A 17,167-nucleotide genomic window follows, 5' to 3' on the forward strand; every position below is an offset into this window, starting at 1 on the left:
AAGTGCTTAAAATGACATCGAGAACAAAAAAAGCATCAAACCATTTCAGTTAAACAAAATGGTTTGACGCCTTTTATGATGCTGTTTTAATTTTCTATGCTTCTGCCACATGCTGCTCCGGTGTCTTGACTGCAGCCTTCTTATCAGATTCAAGAACTGACTTCATGTAGCCGTCAACGTCAAAGGTACCGGCAAATTCTGCCAAATGAACCAGGTTTCTCAAGAAATCGTGGGTCTTTGCTTCATAGTGATATTTGAGACCCAAATCATAGATGTAGCCGTTGATATAATCGACTTCAGTTTGGCGATTTTTGGAAATATCTTGATACATGGATGGAAAATGAAGCGGGTTGGAAACGGTGCTGACATATTTAACGGTTTCCCATTCTTCTTGGCGGGTATTCAGTAACGTAATTCCTGCTCGTTCGCAAACGTCAAAGGCTTCGTCAATCAGTTGAACACCAAGCTTTTGGGCAACTGGCGATTGGATATACTCACCCATCCGGATCTTAAACATCGTACAAAGTGTATTGATGACGGAATTGAACACGACTTTGGCCATCAGCGTCCCCAGGAAGTTGGTTGTCAGGTTCGGGTTCAGGCCGGCCTGCTGGAACTCGTCCACAATCTGGTGGGTCATTGCATCAGGCTTTTCAGTTTCATTGGCAATGTTCATTGAACCTGCGCCTTTAGGGCCGATGAAATCGACGTCACCAGCTTTATTTAAGACCGTTCCAATCAGCGCAGTTCCACCAAGCAGCCGTTCCTTAGGGAAATATTGGTTCAACTTTTCAACGTGGCCCATCCCATTCATACAGGTCACAACGTACTGCTTGTCGTTAAAGAATCGTGAACAGCGTTTTAAGAAATCAGCGAGTTGATACTGCTTGGTGAAAACAATCAGCACGTCTGGATCTCCTTTATACTCTTCTGGATAATAGACGTTCACTGGCACCAAGTGACGATTTTGACCGTCACGGGAGACATAAACGCCGCCTTGCTCACGAACCGTTTCAACTTGTGGCTCCCATGTGTCAACGAAGTCCACGTCAAAGCCGGCTTCTTGTAGAAGAACCCCATATCTCAAACCCATTGCGCCTGCACCCAAAACTGTGTATTTCATAAATAAAACTTCCTTTCGTATTTAAAGTATGTCTTCACGATCATCAATCCCACTAAAGCAATCCGCGATACAAAAAAATCGCCCTTCTGTCACTAAGACAAAAGGACGACAATTGGCCGCGGTACCACCTTCATAGATACTTTTCGTATCCACTCGTTGCTTGCTTTAACGGACAAGTCCGAAACCGGCTAACTTGCGCTCACCGATTTATGGGTAAAGCATGAAAGTCACAATCTACAATTTCACTACCATCTCTCAGTCGCCGAATGGATTTCCTGTTCGTGAAGCTTGTAGAAAACTTCTTTCAAATTGATAGTTCGTATTATGATATTAAGATTAGAAATTGTCAACCATTTTTGAGAAAATAATGTGAATTATTAACCTCGTTCATTAGAAAAGGGCAGTCAGATCAACGTCTGGCCGCCCTCAATCGTCGTTATTTTATTTTTTCATTTTCTCGGTTGATCCCTCATTTCTCTTGTTTGCGTTTTGCATAGTAGGTTGTGCCAATTCCAAGTAGGCAAACGAGCATGAACATTCCGATGACCATCAGTAATGTGTTGTGATCTTCGCCGGTCTGCGGCAACGCTGACTTGCCGGTGTACCCGGATGATGGGATTCCCATCGGGCTATCGATACTGCTCTTGCCAGTGGTGCTGGAAGGCTTGTCGCTGTCGAGGCTTGCTGATGAATCATCTTCTTCGCCCGGAAGCGGTAAGATTGCTTCGTCGTCTTCCAAATCGTTATGGTAGACAATGCTGTCATCTTCCTTGGTAGCCGTGCCAATCACGGTCGGATCGTTGACGACCACACTTCGTTTGGTAACCGTTGTGACATAACCGTCCTTAGTGTAATCCTGTTCAGCGACTTCATACTTGGCACCAAGTGGTAAGAAGAATTTAATGGATTGGCCGTGTGTCAATGTGAATTGGCCATTTCCACCGTTCAGCTGAATCGTCCCATCCGCAGCCTGACCATTCGTTGTGACCTGAGTTTTGAACGTGCCGTTGAGTGGGTTGTTCGACCCATCCGTCACTTCAATGTGGAAGTCAAACTTGCGGGTTCTGTCACCAAGTTCATTGACAAATTTGCTTACGGACAGGATGCCCAGCTCGATTTCGCCATTCTTGGTATTGGTAAACTCAACGGTGCCCTTCTGGTTGTCGAGCAGTTTGAAGGTTTGAGTCGTCATCCCTTCTTGAACCTTGGCGTCATTAACCTTATAGGTTGGCGCAAAGCCATCAACATATTCTTCACCAACCGCATAACGGTATTCGATCGGCAAGCCGTTGACTGTCAATGATTCGCCGTCTTTCAATGTAATCACGTCAGACTGGCCATTGGCAAATTTCACTTTCATTTCGTGAGAATCGCCGCCCTGGTCAACCTTGATGGCATCAAATTCACCCGTCACGCCTGAGTAAATTCGGAAGTTGAAGTCTCGGTCGTGGTCGCTTGTGGTGAGACCATCTCCGGCAATTTCCTTGTTAATCTTCAGGCTGGCAACTTTTTCAGTTTCCTTGCTGTTAGTGAATTGTACAGTTGAACGGTCGCCTTCGATTAATTTGAATTCCTTGGTCTTCACGCCATCTTCCATGCGGGTTCCATTGAGTTGGTACTGAGTCGTAAATCCGGAACCGTTCATTTCAGAAACCGTGTAAGTGTTGTGTGCGCTTGGTAAGCCCTTGATAACCAGATAGTCGTCGGCTCCCAAGTTAACCGTTGCCTTTCCATCCGTAAACTGAACCTTGACCTTGTCATGGCGATTAACGACTGCTTCGTATTCACCATCAACACTTGGGTCCGTTTCAATAACGAATTGGAAAGTCTTATTCTTGTCAGCGTCAATGATCCCAACACCGGCAAGCTTCTTACTGATTTCAAGTTCTGCTTTTTCAACTTCGAACCTGGTATTCGTGAAGACCACCTCGCCTTGTTGACCATCTTTCAAAGTAAACTGGCCAGTGTCGTCACCAATTTTATCGGTGGTGTCATTAACGTTGTATGAAACTTCGTACATAAAGCCTTGGAGATGTGTTCTTTCGTTCACGCTGTACTTGTAGTCAGTCGGCAATTTCAAGATATTGATCGATTCGCCGCCCTTGATCTTAATCGGCTCGTTTTCATCCTTTGGGTTCGGGTTTGGCATTTCTGATCGACCATTGACAAATTTGACTTTGACATCTCTGGTATCTCCATTATGATCAAGGATTTCTGCGTCAAATTCACCATTCAGCTCATCTTTCACGCCGTCTTTTGGTGTCGCCGTTACTCTGAATTCAAACTCGTATGCTTTGTCGTCATCGGTAACCGGACCAGCAAGGACTTTTTTAACCCTCAGATTGGTGCTTTCAGGTGTCGGCAACGTGTTAATGAATTGTACCTTGCCAAGACCGTCTTCTGTCGTCACAAATTCAGTTGCGACATGTCCCTGTTTCTCGGAGTTGTCGTTTACGATATAGCTTGGATCGTAGCCTTCACTACTCTTCTCGGTTTCCTTTACCTGAATCTTGGCGCCGATTGGAAGTCCGAGAATTTGGGCTTTTTGATCGTGCTGGAGCTCGAATGTGATGAGGTTGTCTTTAAAGATAACATCTTCATCACTGTATTTACCGCTCACTTCGAATTTGCGTAGTGTATATTCGCCGTTTAAATGTTTTCCATCGTCATCAGTTCCAGTCACTTTAAATTCAAATACTTTACTGAAATCTTCTTGGCCAGCGGTTTCGCCCTTAACCGTCTTCTTAACTTCAATTCCTGTCTTTTGAGAATCGTTATTGAAGACCAGTTGTGGCATATCCTTTCCAGTTGTCACATCATGAGTATCACCATCTTCTCGATGATTACCAAATTCGTGACTCACTTTGTATCCATTCGTACTGGTTTCAGTCACCTTAATGTTCAACCCTTTTGGAATGAAGATTCTAATTGACTGTTCAGCCTTAAGAGATACAGTCGCTTTATACTGACCACTTGAAGTGTTTTTGTTGAACTTCAGCGGCTCTATTTCGTTAGCGTCGCTCTTAATGGCATCAACCAGCACTTCTTGATCAGTCCATGAGACTGGCGGATCTTGAATCGTCAGTTCGAAATCAAATTCAAGGTCTTCATCGACTGGTGGAATCACACCACTCACAGTTTTTTTGATGTCAAACTCAACTAAATCTGGTGCAATATTTTCAAACATAATCGAGTTCTTGCTATCCGGTCGGTTCAGGGCAATTTCTGCACTCTTACCATCCCTCTTGCTTTCACCATCTACTCGAGTGTAGGTGTTGAACTTTCCGGTAGTCGTTTCAGTTACTTTGAACTTGCTTGCCTTATTTGGTAATCCAAGAATCACTAATTTTTCATTGTCCTGTAATTTGATAGTATCTTTCGGTAATGACCCATAGGTAATTTCAATGGCCTTACCATTTTCATCAAAACGGACTTTACCAGTGTTCTTAGTCTTATCAGTGGTTGCGTTTCGAATATCTGCCGTATAAATTTGGCCCTTCACAGCATCCCGAGTGGCATCATCGTTGGCCTCCACTTCAAATTCGAAGTCTTGGAGTCCTTCCGGCATATCTCCTGCCACCAATTTTTCAAATTCAAACTGGTTGACCACTTCGCGGTTGATGAATTTGATCGTTGAGTTGTCCGCGTTGATCGAGCCAGTGGCTTTCCAGCCGTCCTCGTCCGAGTCACCGGCTTCATTTTCGTCACCATCGCCAACCTTGTAGTGAACTTCGGTATACTGACCATCTTGTTTTTCGTATACTTTCACTTTGACGTTAGCTGGCAGCTTAATGTTTCGGTAGCTTTCGCCCGTCTTTAATTTGATGTCTGAAGTGCTGCCATCAGAGTAGATCACTTCGTTGGCTTCACCATTTTCAAAATCAAATGTAACATTGGCATCGCCGTTGCTGGTGTGTTTAATACCTTCAATTTCGCCACTGAAGTCTGTATCAAGCGCGCCGCTTTCGTTCATAATTCTCATCATGAAACTAAATTCTTTGTCCTTATCAGCTTTGGCATTTGGCCCTTCAATTAATTTCGAGAAGCCAAAGTGGGTTGTCTTACCTTCGTTGGTAAACTTCACAATTCCGGTTGCGGCGTCTTTACCCTGCTGCATCTGGAAAGTATCCGTCTCGTTGGTCTCATTTCCATCTGTGTCAACTGTGGTTAAGTTTTCCAAAGTGTAGGAAGTTCGATATGACCCGTCGGCTGACTCAACCACGCGATAGTATTTATCCTGTGGCAAGCCTTTAATTGTGATCGTCTGGCCATCTTTAATCTTTTGAAGATTCGTTGAAACACCATCTTTAAACGTCACAACATCTGATTGGCCATCGACGTCATAGCTGAACTCATCGTTGAAGTCCGCATCAACATTGCCATCCTTGTCAGTCACGTAAACTTTGAATTCAAAGGAATCGTCTTTGTTGACGCCAAGCCCATTGGTGACGGTCTTTTTGATCTTCAATGCGTTTGTCCGATGATTTTCCGCAGTCACACAATAAGTGTTCTCATTGCCATCTTCAGTTTCTTCTTGAGCATCGGCAATTGTGAATTCTTTAGAAACCCATCTGTCATCATAGTTCTCAAGACCTGAGACTTCGATAATCCGGTAAGTTGGTTTATCGAACAAGCCGTCAAATGATGCGAAGCCATCTTTGTCGGTCAGTTTTGGATTACCAACATCATTCCAGTCATTATTTTGATTTTTCATTTGTACTTTAAATTTAACGCCTGGTAGTGGATCACCAGTGGCAGCATCAATTTTCTTGATGTTGGCTGCGAACTTCTTGTATTGTCCAGAAACTGAGGCGCTGGATTTGATTTCTTCCTTCTGGTCAAAATCACTCGTCGAAATTGACAGCTTCAATTCATTGGCATAAGACGTACCAACCGTCTTAGAAATCACCGTGTAGTATTCAACAATTAACGGCGTTGTGACTTGGTAAGGACTCTTGATCTTGATCGTCATTGTGTTCAAAGTGTCAGAATAGACAACTTCATAATCCTGGCCCTCTTTTAAGACGCCGTTGGCAACCTTTTCGTAGACGGCATTACCTTTGTTAAAAGACCGTTTCGCTTCAGTAATTTTCAGCTGGTAATCACTATCGTTGGTCTTTAAGTGATAATGGCCACCACTTAAGCTATCAGTCAATTGCACCGGTGCCTTCAAAGTAGCCCCGTTCCCATTAATTGTCAGGTCCCATTTAACAGCACTGATGGTCCGATTATGATCACCTTCGTTCAACTCAATTGGATCTTCGAGAATCTCACCATTTTTATGAAGCAGGTAGCCATTATCTGTGTATGACAGACTGGCATTTGCTTCAAGAGAGTGAACATACTCACCTTTATCATTCTTATTCCAATTAACATTGACCTTATTGTTAAATGTCCATGATTTGAGATGTTCATAATTGGTATCAACATCTGCTTTGAAATCAGTGACCTTGGACTGATACTGTAACCCAATTACTTTTTGACCGGCTTTGTACAGTGCATATGCCTTTGGGCTTAGCTTTAGGTTAAAGGTCACCTTCTGATTCTCGTTAACGTCCACTTTGATGCTGTAATCGTCTTTATCCAAAGTAGTCGGTTCTTGAATTCCGTTCCCATCGGTATTGATCTTTGCCAATGACACCTGGAGGCTATCGATCAACCGATCTTTAATTTCCTGCAAGTGACGCCTGGTCACTTTGTTACCTGCGTCTTTAATAACATCTTCACCAACTTGATCAGTGATATCGATTCCGTCGGTAACTAATGCCTTCTCTTCATCTGTTCCAAGGTATGAGCGATAATTGAACCGAGTTGTCCAATTAATGATGCCATCCTTCAAGAAATCTGATGAGAATTGACCCGTTTTTGAGATGTTATTGCGAACATTCCAAGCGACTGATTTGCAAGTGTTGACGTCCTTCTTCCCGATTCCAGGATAATCAACAGTTGAATAGTTACAAATTTTCTCAATGTCAGCTGGCTTGGCATTTAAAACTTTTTCTTTATCCAACGGCACATTGTCCAGGAAAATTGTGAAAGAGGTCTTTTTAACACTATCCGTATAAGGTAAATTATTCACCTTAATGATGATTTGATCTTCATTCTCTTCGGATTTAGTGACGGTAAATGCGGCTTCGGTCTGGCTGCCATTTTTCCAATATGCTTCCCCATCACGAACTTCATAATCCCAAATGTTCCCTTCTTTCTCTGAAAATTTAATCTTCTTGTTTACTTCAGTAGTTAGGCCATTTTCATCAGTGAAACTTTGGTAGAAAGAGCTAAAGTCAAGGTAGTTGACTTGCTCTGAATTAGGAGTTGGTTCTGTAATGGTGAAGGCACCATTCACATCTCGATTTGTTTGGTTTACATGAATCTTCCAATTGGATATCATCGCGTCCCAGTCCAACTTTGTGTTGTATTTACTGTTAAACGCCGGAGTATATTGATGACCTTTCTTCTCTCCATTGACTTCAACGGTATTTCTAATTCCAATATAATCTTTATCCGTCACATTGCCAGTTGGTTTAACAATATATGTGAACGTGTATTCCTTCCGACCAGTATCCGGAACAATCTTGTCGTCAAACTTCACCGTTAGTGTCTGCTCATCAACTACCGGGCTACCAATCATCCACCCATCTAGATGAGGGTTTAATTTGTAATCGCCGGCTTCGGTACTAAATTCGAACTTGTCAGTGTCCAAAGTGTCCTTCAAAATAATATTACTTTGGCCGCTTTCAACCCAGAATTTGACAGAATATTTGATATTACCGTTTTCATCCATCTCAGCTGATTTCTTCAACTCGTTCGTCTTCCGAGTGATGGTTGCATCCGTTAACGCTGTCTTTGCCTTCTCATCAACCCCCGTCAAAGTCACTTCTTGAGCCTGAATTTCATTCTTGTAAGTGTTTTGGCCCAAAATAGTTGCAGCCGTTACCATCGTCACCTTAATTTGAACGATTCCATCAGAAAGATTCAGATCATTCTGATTAAACTTAAAGATGTCATTGCCTGTTGGGCTTAAAATGTCGTTGTAAGCACCGGTATCAGCGCGGGTAATTGTAACAGTTTTATCGTCTGCAGTTGTAATTTCAAAAGTGTATTCTACTTTTGCTTTTTCTGTCTGATATCCGCTATGAAATTTTTCCTTTAGAATGACTTCTTCTGCTTTTAAATCATCATTCACGTTAAATGTTGATGTCCATTGGAGCGTATCAAGATCAGTAACACCGTTTTCAGTATGGAAATTACCTTCTTTTTTGATACTTACCAACTTCTTTTCAACCTCAATGCCACCATCTTTGATAATAGTTTCACCGAATGAAATTTCATCCGCATCAACGTTAATTTCAGTTTTCAATTGGGCCTTATATTCAATGTTAGTAACGCCTGCGAGTTCATCTGGCAGGAAGATAATCGATACTTGCTGTACATCGGGGTCGGCTGTGGGCGTCATGATGAACTGACCAATGGTTTTGCCACCATAGTTAATCAGCTCATCAAACTTCCCTGCGTTACCATAGTTATATTTCATCCCTTTAAGCTGGAAATCATAGTGGTCCTTATGCTGGATGTCGATTCCAGTCGCTTCTTTAATGGTATCAATATCCCATTCGTATAGAATTTCGATGTTTTTATGGTCTCGTAGGACATCTGGGAGTTCAATAGGATGATCAAGTACGGCATCCACTTCTTTCGTTTGAACCTTGCCGTCTTTATCCGTATATTTGTAATGAATTGATTTAAAGAATTGTGGGTTTTCGGAATTCTTGATCATTTCGGTAATATCACGGCCTGGTTCTTCCCCAAACACCCCATTCACCGGCATTTCACGGTTCAAATCATCTGCGACCGGTTCCTCACCATCGGCATCATCAGTGTCGGCAATCGCTTCTTTTGCGCCCTTCAGATCAGAAACTTCTGGGGTCTCAGGAGTTGTCGACTCCTTTGTCTCGCCGGTATCTTTAATTGATTTTGTCGTCGCGTCTTTTGACTTCACCTGCTGTTCTGCATTTTTCCTATCCTCAATTGCTTGGCGACTTTTCTCTTCAGCTCGCTTCTGATCCGCTTCACGCTTCTCCTTTAGTAGCGCCTCTGCTTTTTCAGTGTTGGACTGTTTTTCCTTTTCAACTGCGTCAGCCTGTGAGGAATTTTCGTCAATCTCTTCGTCCTTCTTTGATTCTGATTGAGTTTGTTCTTCGTTCTTAACCTCAGTTTGTTTCTGTGCTTCTTTAGCTTCTCTGGCGGCGTCCGCTTCATCCGAAGCGCTCTCGTCTGCCAGTGCTTCCTTCAAAATATCGTCATCTTGTAGATTACCGTCTGGCTGTTCGGCTGTGGCTGCTTCTTTGACTTTTTCGTCCTTGTCCACGACAGTCAGTGTCGGTAATTTAAGTCGTTCATCATCGATCATTACATCCAACTCGCCATTATTGACGGTCTGATTGAATTTAACCGGCAGAATCACTTCCAGGTCGGTCTTATCGATGGCATTCGTCCACGAAATCGTCGACTCGTCGCCATCGATATCCACAACAACTTTGGTATCGCCGTTGGAGAATTTGAATTGTTTCTTTTTAACCTTAAAATAATCCGCATTGTAGTCAAATTGAACCGTACCAGTCTGCGATAAGCCGCCGACTGTCACGTCAAACGCCAAATTGGCGTGGTCGCCGACCTTTGATCGCGTGACCAATGCCCGCTTATCATCAATCAACTTTGCGTTATCAGCAATCACTTCTTTGGCTGAAATAACGTCAGCCAACGCTGTTCCCGCGGTAAAAAAATTCCCCAGGACCAACGTTAACACGCCGATTGCTTGTATCCAAAAGCTCGTCCTTTTCTTCATGATTTTCGTCCTCCATATGACTAGATTTATCCCCTTCTTATCAACACCATAAGGATACCTAAATAATGTGTGCAATTTGGGAAGAAAGTATGAAGTTTTCGTACCTTTTATAACCGGAAACGTGGACGGCTCTTACGATATTTACTTGGATCATGCATGGCATTAACGATTCTGACTGTTTTTGCTGACGCCAATAAAAAAAGCCAGGAACAAAATGAATTGTCCTGGCAAATCATGATCTATTCTGTTTTATCAAAGTTACCCATCAAAAACTCAGTCAGGGCATTGGTATCAATATTTTCGATGTTGGCTTTCTTCACCGCTCGTTTGACATTCCACCCGCTTGGCTTCTTGCCACTCAACGCTGCTTCAATTGCGCTCAGGTCGCCATTAACCTTGAAGAACGGATTGAATTTCAGATGAACCAGCTTACCGTCATCAATAGTCCAATTAATCCCCAGTTTGCCTTCACTAAACTCCTGATCGGCGTAGTCATAATAACCGGGGTTGTGGCCAAAGTTCCAAGCATCGGTCCCATAAGTTTCCGCCAGCCGTTTATCGGCAGTCTCCCAATCCTGGTCGGTCATGTGGTACGTTTCAATATCATCCAGGGATTTAACCGCGAAGATTTCCTTTAACAGGTATTCTCTGAAATCATCCATGGCCATGCCATCTGGTAGGAAATCCTTCAGGTTAATAATTGGACTGCGCTTAGAACGAACGCCAAGCCCCTTTTGCTTTTCCATTTGGTCTTCAGTCAGGACTTTTTTCGCGTTTTCAATGTTTAAGTCATACATAATCGTCCCGCCGGCAGCCAAACCTTGGCCGCTCTTGAACATCGTCATCCCAGACCACTTCTTGCCATCTAAGATCAGGTCGGAAGAATTTTCTTTCATTTTGACGTCAATATCCAACTTACGAAGCGCTTTCAAAACTGGTTCCGCAAAATGGGCATAATCGCCGAAATCGTCAGCGTTATCCGTTAAAATATTTTCGAAAATAAAGTTTCCCATATCGTGATACACCGCTCCGCCACCGGACGTCCGGCGAACCAGCTCGATATCGTGTTCATGCAGGTAGTCAATGTCGACTTCAGCCCACACATTTTGATTGCGGCCAATGATCACGGACGGCTTATTAATATAAAACATAAACCCATGTCCAGGCAGCTTTAAGTCATTCACAAAATAATTATCCAATGATTGGTTCACCCGAGCGTCATAGCTGGGCTGGCCATTCCTGGAAATATCAATTAAGTACATCTGACATTTCCCCCTTTTGTTCAAATTCTAGTACATCCCTAATTATACGGTATAATTAAGGTAAATAATATCGAGGCGGTGTCATTATGGCAAAAATTTCAATTTGGCAAAGAATCATTAATTTCTTCACGGGTAAGAAACAACCCGCTCATGAACCAGCGCAGGTAAAGGACGGTATCTGGTACGCTAAGCAAGCAGATGGCAGCTACTTACTGGGAATCGACAAATCCGTTTATGACTTGATGGGCAAAATTACGTTCGCTGATTTTCCCAACCAATTGGATACCATTCAAGTCGACGATGATCTCTTGGACATTGAAGGTGACAAATCAGTGGAAACACTCAAATCACCGATCGCCGGTAAAATTATCGAGCGAAATAAAGATATCGGAAAAGACATCGATGAGCTCAATAAGCCCGACCCAGAGGTAAACTGGATCATGAAAGTTCAGCCAACCGACTAGACTTTCAAATAAATCGAACAAATATTTAACCACTTTTCAAAAAAGAACTATAATGAAGTCAGATCAAATAGAAGGAGGTAATTATCTATGGCAGAACAACCAGGTGCAGAATCCCCATTACTCAATGAAAAGATGAGTGAAGCTTTCGATTGGAGCGATAGTAAACTTCCAGTACGAGATGCTATTTGGGACTATTACATGGAAAAGAACGACCACGACACCCTCAAGACCGAAAAAGACGTAGAACCTTACATGAACATGTCAACTGACGATCTTAAGAGCAAAGCTGAAGAATTATTGAAGAAGTAATTCATCAGTGGCCTCATAAAATACCCGCACTCGTTTCGTGCTAGGCATTCAAATGGCTTTCAAGCTTTTGGCTTGGAGGTCATTTTTTTGATCAAAAAAGAAGCTGAATTAACAGCTTCTTACATGTTATCTGAGTAAATATCCACCATCAACCGGTAGCATTACCCCGGTTACATAATCCGATGCCTGACTGGCAAGAAAGACAACCGGCCCCATCAGCTCTTCGGGAACACCCCATTCGCCCGACGGAATGTGGCCCTTAATTTCGGGTCCGCGAACCGGATCGTCTTGAAGCGGCTTGGTCATATCCGTTTTGATATAACCTGGCGCAATGCCGTTGACTTGCACATTATAAGGTGCCAGAGCATCCGCATAGGCTTTGGTCAATCCCAAAACAGCGTGCTTGCTGGCAGTGTATGGGAAGATGAATTTACCGGCGCGGTAGGATTGCATCGAGCCAATATTGATAATCTTGCCGCGTTTTTGTTTGGCCATCACTTTGGCAGCTTCGTGTGACAGGTAATATAGCGCGTTCAAGTTTAAATTAATCACTTTCTGCCAATCGGCGTCTTTGAAATCAAGGACGTCATTTCGAATTTGCATTCCCGCATTATTGACCAAGATATCCAAATGACCAAATTCAGTCAGGACCTCCTGAATCACTTCGGCCGCCGCGCCTTCTTCAGTAATGTCTTTTTGAAGGAAACCGACTTTTTGGCCGTTAGCTTCCACCGCTTTTTGCGCATCGTCCCAGCCTTTCTGTGATCGACTCACGATAAAGACATCCGCACCGTACATCGAAAGCGCAATCGAATAATTGAGTCCAAGCCCGGAGGCCCCGCCGGTCACCAGCGCAACTTTCCCCTTTAATGAAAAGCTATCCTTGTTGAATGCTGTCATGTTAATTCAACCTCCAAATTTTGAGTTTATCGTTGTCCTTAACATACCCTCATTCCAGGTGGTTGACAAGCGATCACTCGTGTTTTTACTTGCTTTTTCAAACGACTTCAGCAATAATAATGCTGTTAAAATTTAACTTGTCTGGGGTGCCATTTGGCTGAGAATATACCCATTGAACCTGATGCAGTTTGAACTGCCGGAGGAAGACATTGTACACAAGACGATTCAACAGCCTTCCTCTGACCGATATGAGAGGAAGGCTTTTTCATGGAATACACATTGGTTATTACAAATGGACAAGTGGTGACGCCGGACGCTGTCATCACTGCGGATTTGGCAATTCAAGATGGTAAAATTGCCGCCATTGGAACTGGGCTCACTCAACAGGCTAAACAAGTCCTCGATGCGCGGGGACAAATGGTCTTGCCGGGGATGATCGATGACCACGTTCACATCAATGAACCTGGTCGAAGTAACTGGGAGGACTACCATACCGGATCTCAGGCGTTAGCTGCAGGTGGGACAACGACGATGTTAGTGATGCCATTAAATGCGCTACCGGCACGGACCACTCAAACAGAATTTGATCGTCAAGCCAAAATCGCGGCAACTCAATCTTACGTTGATTACGGCTTGTATGGCGGGCTTGTGCCGGGAAACGTCAATCAAATCTCAAAGATGGCTGAAAGTGGTGCCATGGGCTATAAAGCATTCATGGCAACTACGGGATCAGACGAGCCAGGCGACTTCAAAAACGTTGATGATTTCCAATTATTATCCGGGATGCACGCGATTGCCAAAACCGGCTTGCCCATTCTGGTCCACGCGGAAAATGCGGCAATTACGGACGGTCTGGCGGCCGAAAAGATTGCCCAGGGGAAAACCACCATTCAAGACTACGTTGACTCGCGACCACCGTTTGTCGAAATTGAGGCTGTTCGCCGGGCAATTTATTTAGCTGAACAAACCGGCGTCCGCCTTCACTTTGTTCATTTATCAACCCCTGAGGCAGTCGAGGCCGTGGTAAATGCCCGTCGCTCCGGCCTCAAAGTAACCTGTGAGACTTGCCCACACTACCTAATTTTGGACCGCGAGCAGTTTGAAAAAATCGGTCCTCTGGCAAAGTGCTCGCCAGCTCTAAGGGACAAAAGTATTGTTAGCCGGCTTTGGGAAAAAGTTGCGGCTGGCGACGTTGATACCATCGGTTCCGACCACTCACCGGCACCGCTATCAATGAAACAAAGCGTCACCCATAACATTTTTGATATCTGGGGTGGCATTAGCGGCTGCCAGAACAACGTTGACCTTCTCTATGATCGATTTGTCAGGCAACGTGGTTTGCCCGCAACCGAATTCGCACGACTGACTGCCGAAAACCCAGCCAAGATATTTGGCCTGACCAATAAAGGGAAACTTCAGGTTGGTTACGACGCTGACATCACGCTGTTGGACTTGAATCAATCCTATGTTTTAAACAAAAATGATATGTATTACAAAAATAAAATCAGCGCTTATGAAGGCTTTCAAATCAACGACCGAGTCACGACTACAATTTTACGCGGTCAAATCATTTACACACTTGACGACGGCTTTGTGGGCCAACCAACCGGCAAACAGTTGACTAATCAAATCAGTGAGGCCTCATCATGAACAGTTCACACTCACTTTCAGTCCCGGCCGACCTAAAGCCACGAACGAAAAATCAACGCCACGTGGGTGAACTTTCCTATATGGCGATGTGGTTGGGCGATGGCTTCAACATTGGCAACGTTACCTTGGGGTCGTCAATCGTCGTCGCCGGCACAGCCAGCATGAATTTGCTGCAGACGATGGTCGCTGCAGCCCTCGCAATTAGCATTATTTCAATCATTTTTGTGTTAAATGACCACTTTGGTTACTACACCGGTTCGCCCTACGTCATTCAGCTGCGGATGACCTTTGGCCTGCTGGGTTCCAAGTTGGCAAGCCTGCTGCGCGGGATTCCGGCCATTGTCTGGTACGGATTTCAAAGTTGGACTGGTGCTTTGGCACTGAACCAAATTGCTAAAATCCTCACCGGGTACGATAATGTGCCCGTCTTCTTTGTGACCCTGCTCGCCATTCAAACACTTCTATCGGTCAACGGGTTTAAATCCATTAAAGTGGTTTCCATTTGGATATCACTGTTAATGTCTATTGCGCTGATTTCAACGCTTGCTTATTTGATTTCGCAGAAAAGTGCCGTCTTCATCGCTCGGATGGTCAACGTCAAAGGAACCTGGGGGCCGACCTTTTGGGGCTTCGTGGTGGCTTTTCTAGGCAACTATACGGCAATCTTTGAGTCTGCGGCGGATTATTCACGGGAACTCAAACCTGGTTTATCCAATAGGCGACGTGCGGCCCTATACTTTTTCCCAATCTTTTTAGCCTATGGGATGACACTTTTAACCGGATCCTTGTTGGCGGTGGTTACCGGCATTTCCAGTCCGGTCCACGCGATGGCCCATTTATTCAATAACAACGTTATTACCGTTGTCGTTTCCATCTTTATCGTATTGGGCACCATGTCCACGAACCTGGTTGCCAACATCATTCCACCGACGTACGTTTTAAACGATTGGTTTAACATCTCAGAACGCCAGTCACTCGTCGTTGTCGCCTTTCTGGCCTGCCTCAGCTTCCCGTGGCTGCTGGTCCAGGATAGTTCCTCAATGGGCCTGACGATCTTTATTAAAACGTACTCCGCATTTTTAGGCCCCATGACCGCAATTGTTTTGAACGAATATTACATCAAACGCCGAAAAAAGGTGGACGTCGAAGCACTTTATCAAGATGATAAGGTATCCCCATCGCTTCCGCCGGTGATTGCACTTTTTGCCGGTGCGACGCTGGCACTTGCTAATGTCAACCTGAGTTGGCCGATCGGATTCGCCGTTTCCTGGCTGGTCTTGATCCTGCTTCGATACGATAAATAGTCAACGAATAGCTCTAAATCATTGTCATCATTAAAGGGATCCAGCACGTGCAGCACGCTGGGTCCCTTTTAAGTATCTATTCATTTAATTTCTTTGAGGCAATTTTTAGGATGTCGTCTGACACATATTCACTTGTAAATCGCTGTAGTGGCGTATACGCATGGCGATCTTTAAACGCAACCGGAATTGCCTGCACGATGCCGACCATCAGATTATTCTCAGTAATGAAAATTTGGCCGACCTTTTTGAACTTCCCTTTGGTGTGCTTACCGGTGCGCCAACTATGTAGCTTGAAGTCGCCGGATTCATCCAGCTTAATTTGATAGTGACCGGAATCATCAGTCTCAAGTGGGACGCCGATATACTGGTTCACTTCGTATTTGCCTTTCATATGGACCAGACCTTTCATGAATAATTTATGACGAAAGTTAGAATAAAATTCTAATATTTTTGAAAACATAACATTTATATTAACTTATACTATACAATAATAACGTAATAACTTTTCGAGTAATGGGGTGAAATGATGAATCAAATTAAAATTGTAACTGACTCAGCTGCTCATTTATCTGCTGCTGATATTCGCGCATACGAGATTCACGTGCTCAATCCGCCAATCTTGATGGATGGAAAACTATTTGGCTACGTGAACAAAATTAGCAGTGAGAAGTATTTGCAGCTTTTCGAACAGTGTTCAAATAAACCACAGATTGGCGACATCACCGTCGATGAATTGACACAAAAATATGACGCGCTTGGCGAAGACGGCAGTCAGATTCTATCGATTCATTTGAGTGATAAATTATCCAACACTTATCATAACGCCAAAATTGCTGCCGGCAAATCGGCTAGTCAAGTCACCGTGGTCAACAGTCAAGTAACTGCAGCCGGGTTGTCTTACCAAGTGATCGAAGCCGCTAAGTTATCAGCCGGTGGCAAATCGATTCAAGAGATCCTGAAACAAATGGAAAAGATTCGTGATAACACCCGAATCTTCTTCTCGGTTCGCAACAACCAACAAATCGTTAATAATCGGATCATTGGCAAGCTACGAGGATTTTTGGGTAAGCACGTCAACACGGCCTATATGATTAAGTTTGGCCATAACGACTTCGACTTGGTTGCTCACGGCTCGAAGGATGAGTCCCTCAATGACTTCTGGAAGACGCAAATGCAGGAAATGCACGATGAATGTATCGTAAAATTGACGATCCTGCACTCAGGAACAAGCGAACGGGCAAAGTTCTTAAGAGAAATGCTCACGCAGGAGTTCCCGTTTGTCCCGATTTCAATTGTGCCGACAAACCCAG

The 17,167-nt window shown here is 43.9% G+C and carries 10 protein-coding genes and 1 riboswitch; of the genes, 5 read left to right on the top strand and 5 right to left on the bottom strand.

What is annotated here, in order from left to right:
* Window positions 1-94 precede the first annotated feature (94 nt).
* The 3 genes from AB3112_RS02300 to AB3112_RS02310 form a co-directional block, all read right to left on the bottom strand.
* The gene (locus AB3112_RS02300; RefSeq protein WP_057910707.1) at window positions 95-1,123 is read right to left on the bottom strand and encodes a ketopantoate reductase family protein; all 1,029 of its coding nucleotides are present in this window, start codon (window positions 1,121-1,123) and stop codon (window positions 95-97) included.
* A gap of 469 nt (window positions 1,124-1,592) precedes the next feature.
* Complete coding sequence (locus AB3112_RS02305) at window positions 1,593-9,968, bottom strand: adhesive domain-containing protein (RefSeq protein ID WP_367333900.1); 8,376 nt, start codon at window positions 9,966-9,968, stop codon at window positions 1,593-1,595.
* 239 nt (window positions 9,969-10,207) lie between these two features.
* Window positions 10,208-11,230: a lipoate--protein ligase gene (locus AB3112_RS02310; RefSeq protein WP_084974230.1), complete on the bottom strand. Its 1,023-nt coding sequence runs from the start codon at window positions 11,228-11,230 to the stop codon at window positions 10,208-10,210.
* Window positions 11,231-11,316: 86 nt separating this feature from the next.
* On the opposite strand from AB3112_RS02310, the gene AB3112_RS02315 reads away from it, so the two are divergent.
* Together AB3112_RS02315 and AB3112_RS02320 are read left to right on the top strand one after the other, a co-directional pair.
* Window positions 11,317-11,694, top strand: a complete 378-nt coding sequence (locus AB3112_RS02315) for a glycine cleavage system protein H (RefSeq protein WP_057910711.1) — start codon at window positions 11,317-11,319, stop codon at window positions 11,692-11,694.
* An 87-nt stretch (window positions 11,695-11,781) separates the two neighbouring features.
* Window positions 11,782-12,003 carry a hypothetical protein gene (locus tag AB3112_RS02320; protein ID WP_057910712.1) on the top strand — a complete coding sequence of 74 codons (222 nt, stop codon included), beginning with the start codon at window positions 11,782-11,784 and terminating at the stop codon, window positions 12,001-12,003.
* 126 nt (window positions 12,004-12,129) lie between these two features.
* Here the strand turns inward: AB3112_RS02320 and AB3112_RS02325 are convergent, their stop codons facing one another.
* Window positions 12,130-12,903: an SDR family NAD(P)-dependent oxidoreductase gene (locus AB3112_RS02325; RefSeq protein WP_367333901.1), complete on the bottom strand. Its 774-nt coding sequence runs from the start codon at window positions 12,901-12,903 to the stop codon at window positions 12,130-12,132.
* 132 nt (window positions 12,904-13,035) lie between these two features.
* Window positions 13,036-13,125, top strand: a riboswitch (TPP riboswitch).
* Window positions 13,126-13,170: 45 nt separating this feature from the next.
* On the opposite strand from AB3112_RS02325, the gene allB reads away from it, so the two are divergent.
* Both allB and AB3112_RS02335 read left to right on the top strand, forming a co-directional pair.
* Window positions 13,171-14,553, top strand: a complete 1,383-nt coding sequence (gene allB, locus AB3112_RS02330; protein ID WP_084974226.1) for an allantoinase AllB — start codon at window positions 13,171-13,173, stop codon at window positions 14,551-14,553.
* Window positions 14,550-15,857: an NCS1 family transporter gene (locus AB3112_RS02335; protein ID WP_075141179.1), complete on the top strand. Its 1,308-nt coding sequence runs from the start codon at window positions 14,550-14,552 to the stop codon at window positions 15,855-15,857. The genes allB and AB3112_RS02335 overlap by 4 nt, the downstream gene beginning before the upstream one ends.
* A gap of 76 nt (window positions 15,858-15,933) precedes the next feature.
* On the opposite strand, the gene AB3112_RS02340 is transcribed toward AB3112_RS02335, so the two are convergent.
* Window positions 15,934-16,248 (bottom strand): hypothetical protein, encoded by a 315-nt coding sequence (locus tag AB3112_RS02340; RefSeq protein ID WP_084974224.1) that lies wholly within the window; start codon window positions 16,246-16,248, stop codon window positions 15,934-15,936.
* Between the two features lie 135 nt (window positions 16,249-16,383).
* Here AB3112_RS02340 and AB3112_RS02345 point away from each other — a divergent pair.
* Window positions 16,384-17,167: DegV family protein (locus AB3112_RS02345; protein ID WP_367333902.1), on the top strand; the 784-nt coding region annotated here is incomplete at its 3' end.

The sequence above is a fragment of the Lentilactobacillus sp. genome (genome assembly GCF_040773105.1).
Taxonomy (GTDB): Bacteria; Bacillota; Bacilli; order Lactobacillales; family Lactobacillaceae; genus Lentilactobacillus; species Lentilactobacillus parabuchneri.

What these genes read in the sequence shown, in the direction of transcription:
- AB3112_RS02300 (WP_057910707.1), bottom strand. Translation starts at nt 1,123, where the DNA reads ATGAAATACACAGTTTTGGGTGCAGGCGCAATGGGTTTGAGATATGGG.
- AB3112_RS02305 (WP_367333900.1), bottom strand. Translation starts at nt 9,968, where the DNA reads ATGAAGAAAAGGACGAGCTTTTGGATACAAGCAATCGGCGTGTTAACG.
- AB3112_RS02310 (WP_084974230.1), bottom strand. Translation starts at nt 11,230, where the DNA reads ATGTACTTAATTGATATTTCCAGGAATGGCCAGCCCAGCTATGACGCT.
- AB3112_RS02315 (WP_057910711.1), top strand. Translation starts at nt 11,317, where the DNA reads ATGGCAAAAATTTCAATTTGGCAAAGAATCATTAATTTCTTCACGGGT.
- AB3112_RS02320 (WP_057910712.1), top strand. Translation starts at nt 11,782, where the DNA reads ATGGCAGAACAACCAGGTGCAGAATCCCCATTACTCAATGAAAAGATG.
- AB3112_RS02325 (WP_367333901.1), bottom strand. Translation starts at nt 12,903, where the DNA reads ATGACAGCATTCAACAAGGATAGCTTTTCATTAAAGGGGAAAGTTGCG.
- allB (WP_084974226.1), top strand. Translation starts at nt 13,171, where the DNA reads ATGGAATACACATTGGTTATTACAAATGGACAAGTGGTGACGCCGGAC.
- AB3112_RS02335 (WP_075141179.1), top strand. Translation starts at nt 14,550, where the DNA reads ATGAACAGTTCACACTCACTTTCAGTCCCGGCCGACCTAAAGCCACGA.
- AB3112_RS02340 (WP_084974224.1), bottom strand. Translation starts at nt 16,248, where the DNA reads ATGAAAGGCAAATACGAAGTGAACCAGTATATCGGCGTCCCACTTGAG.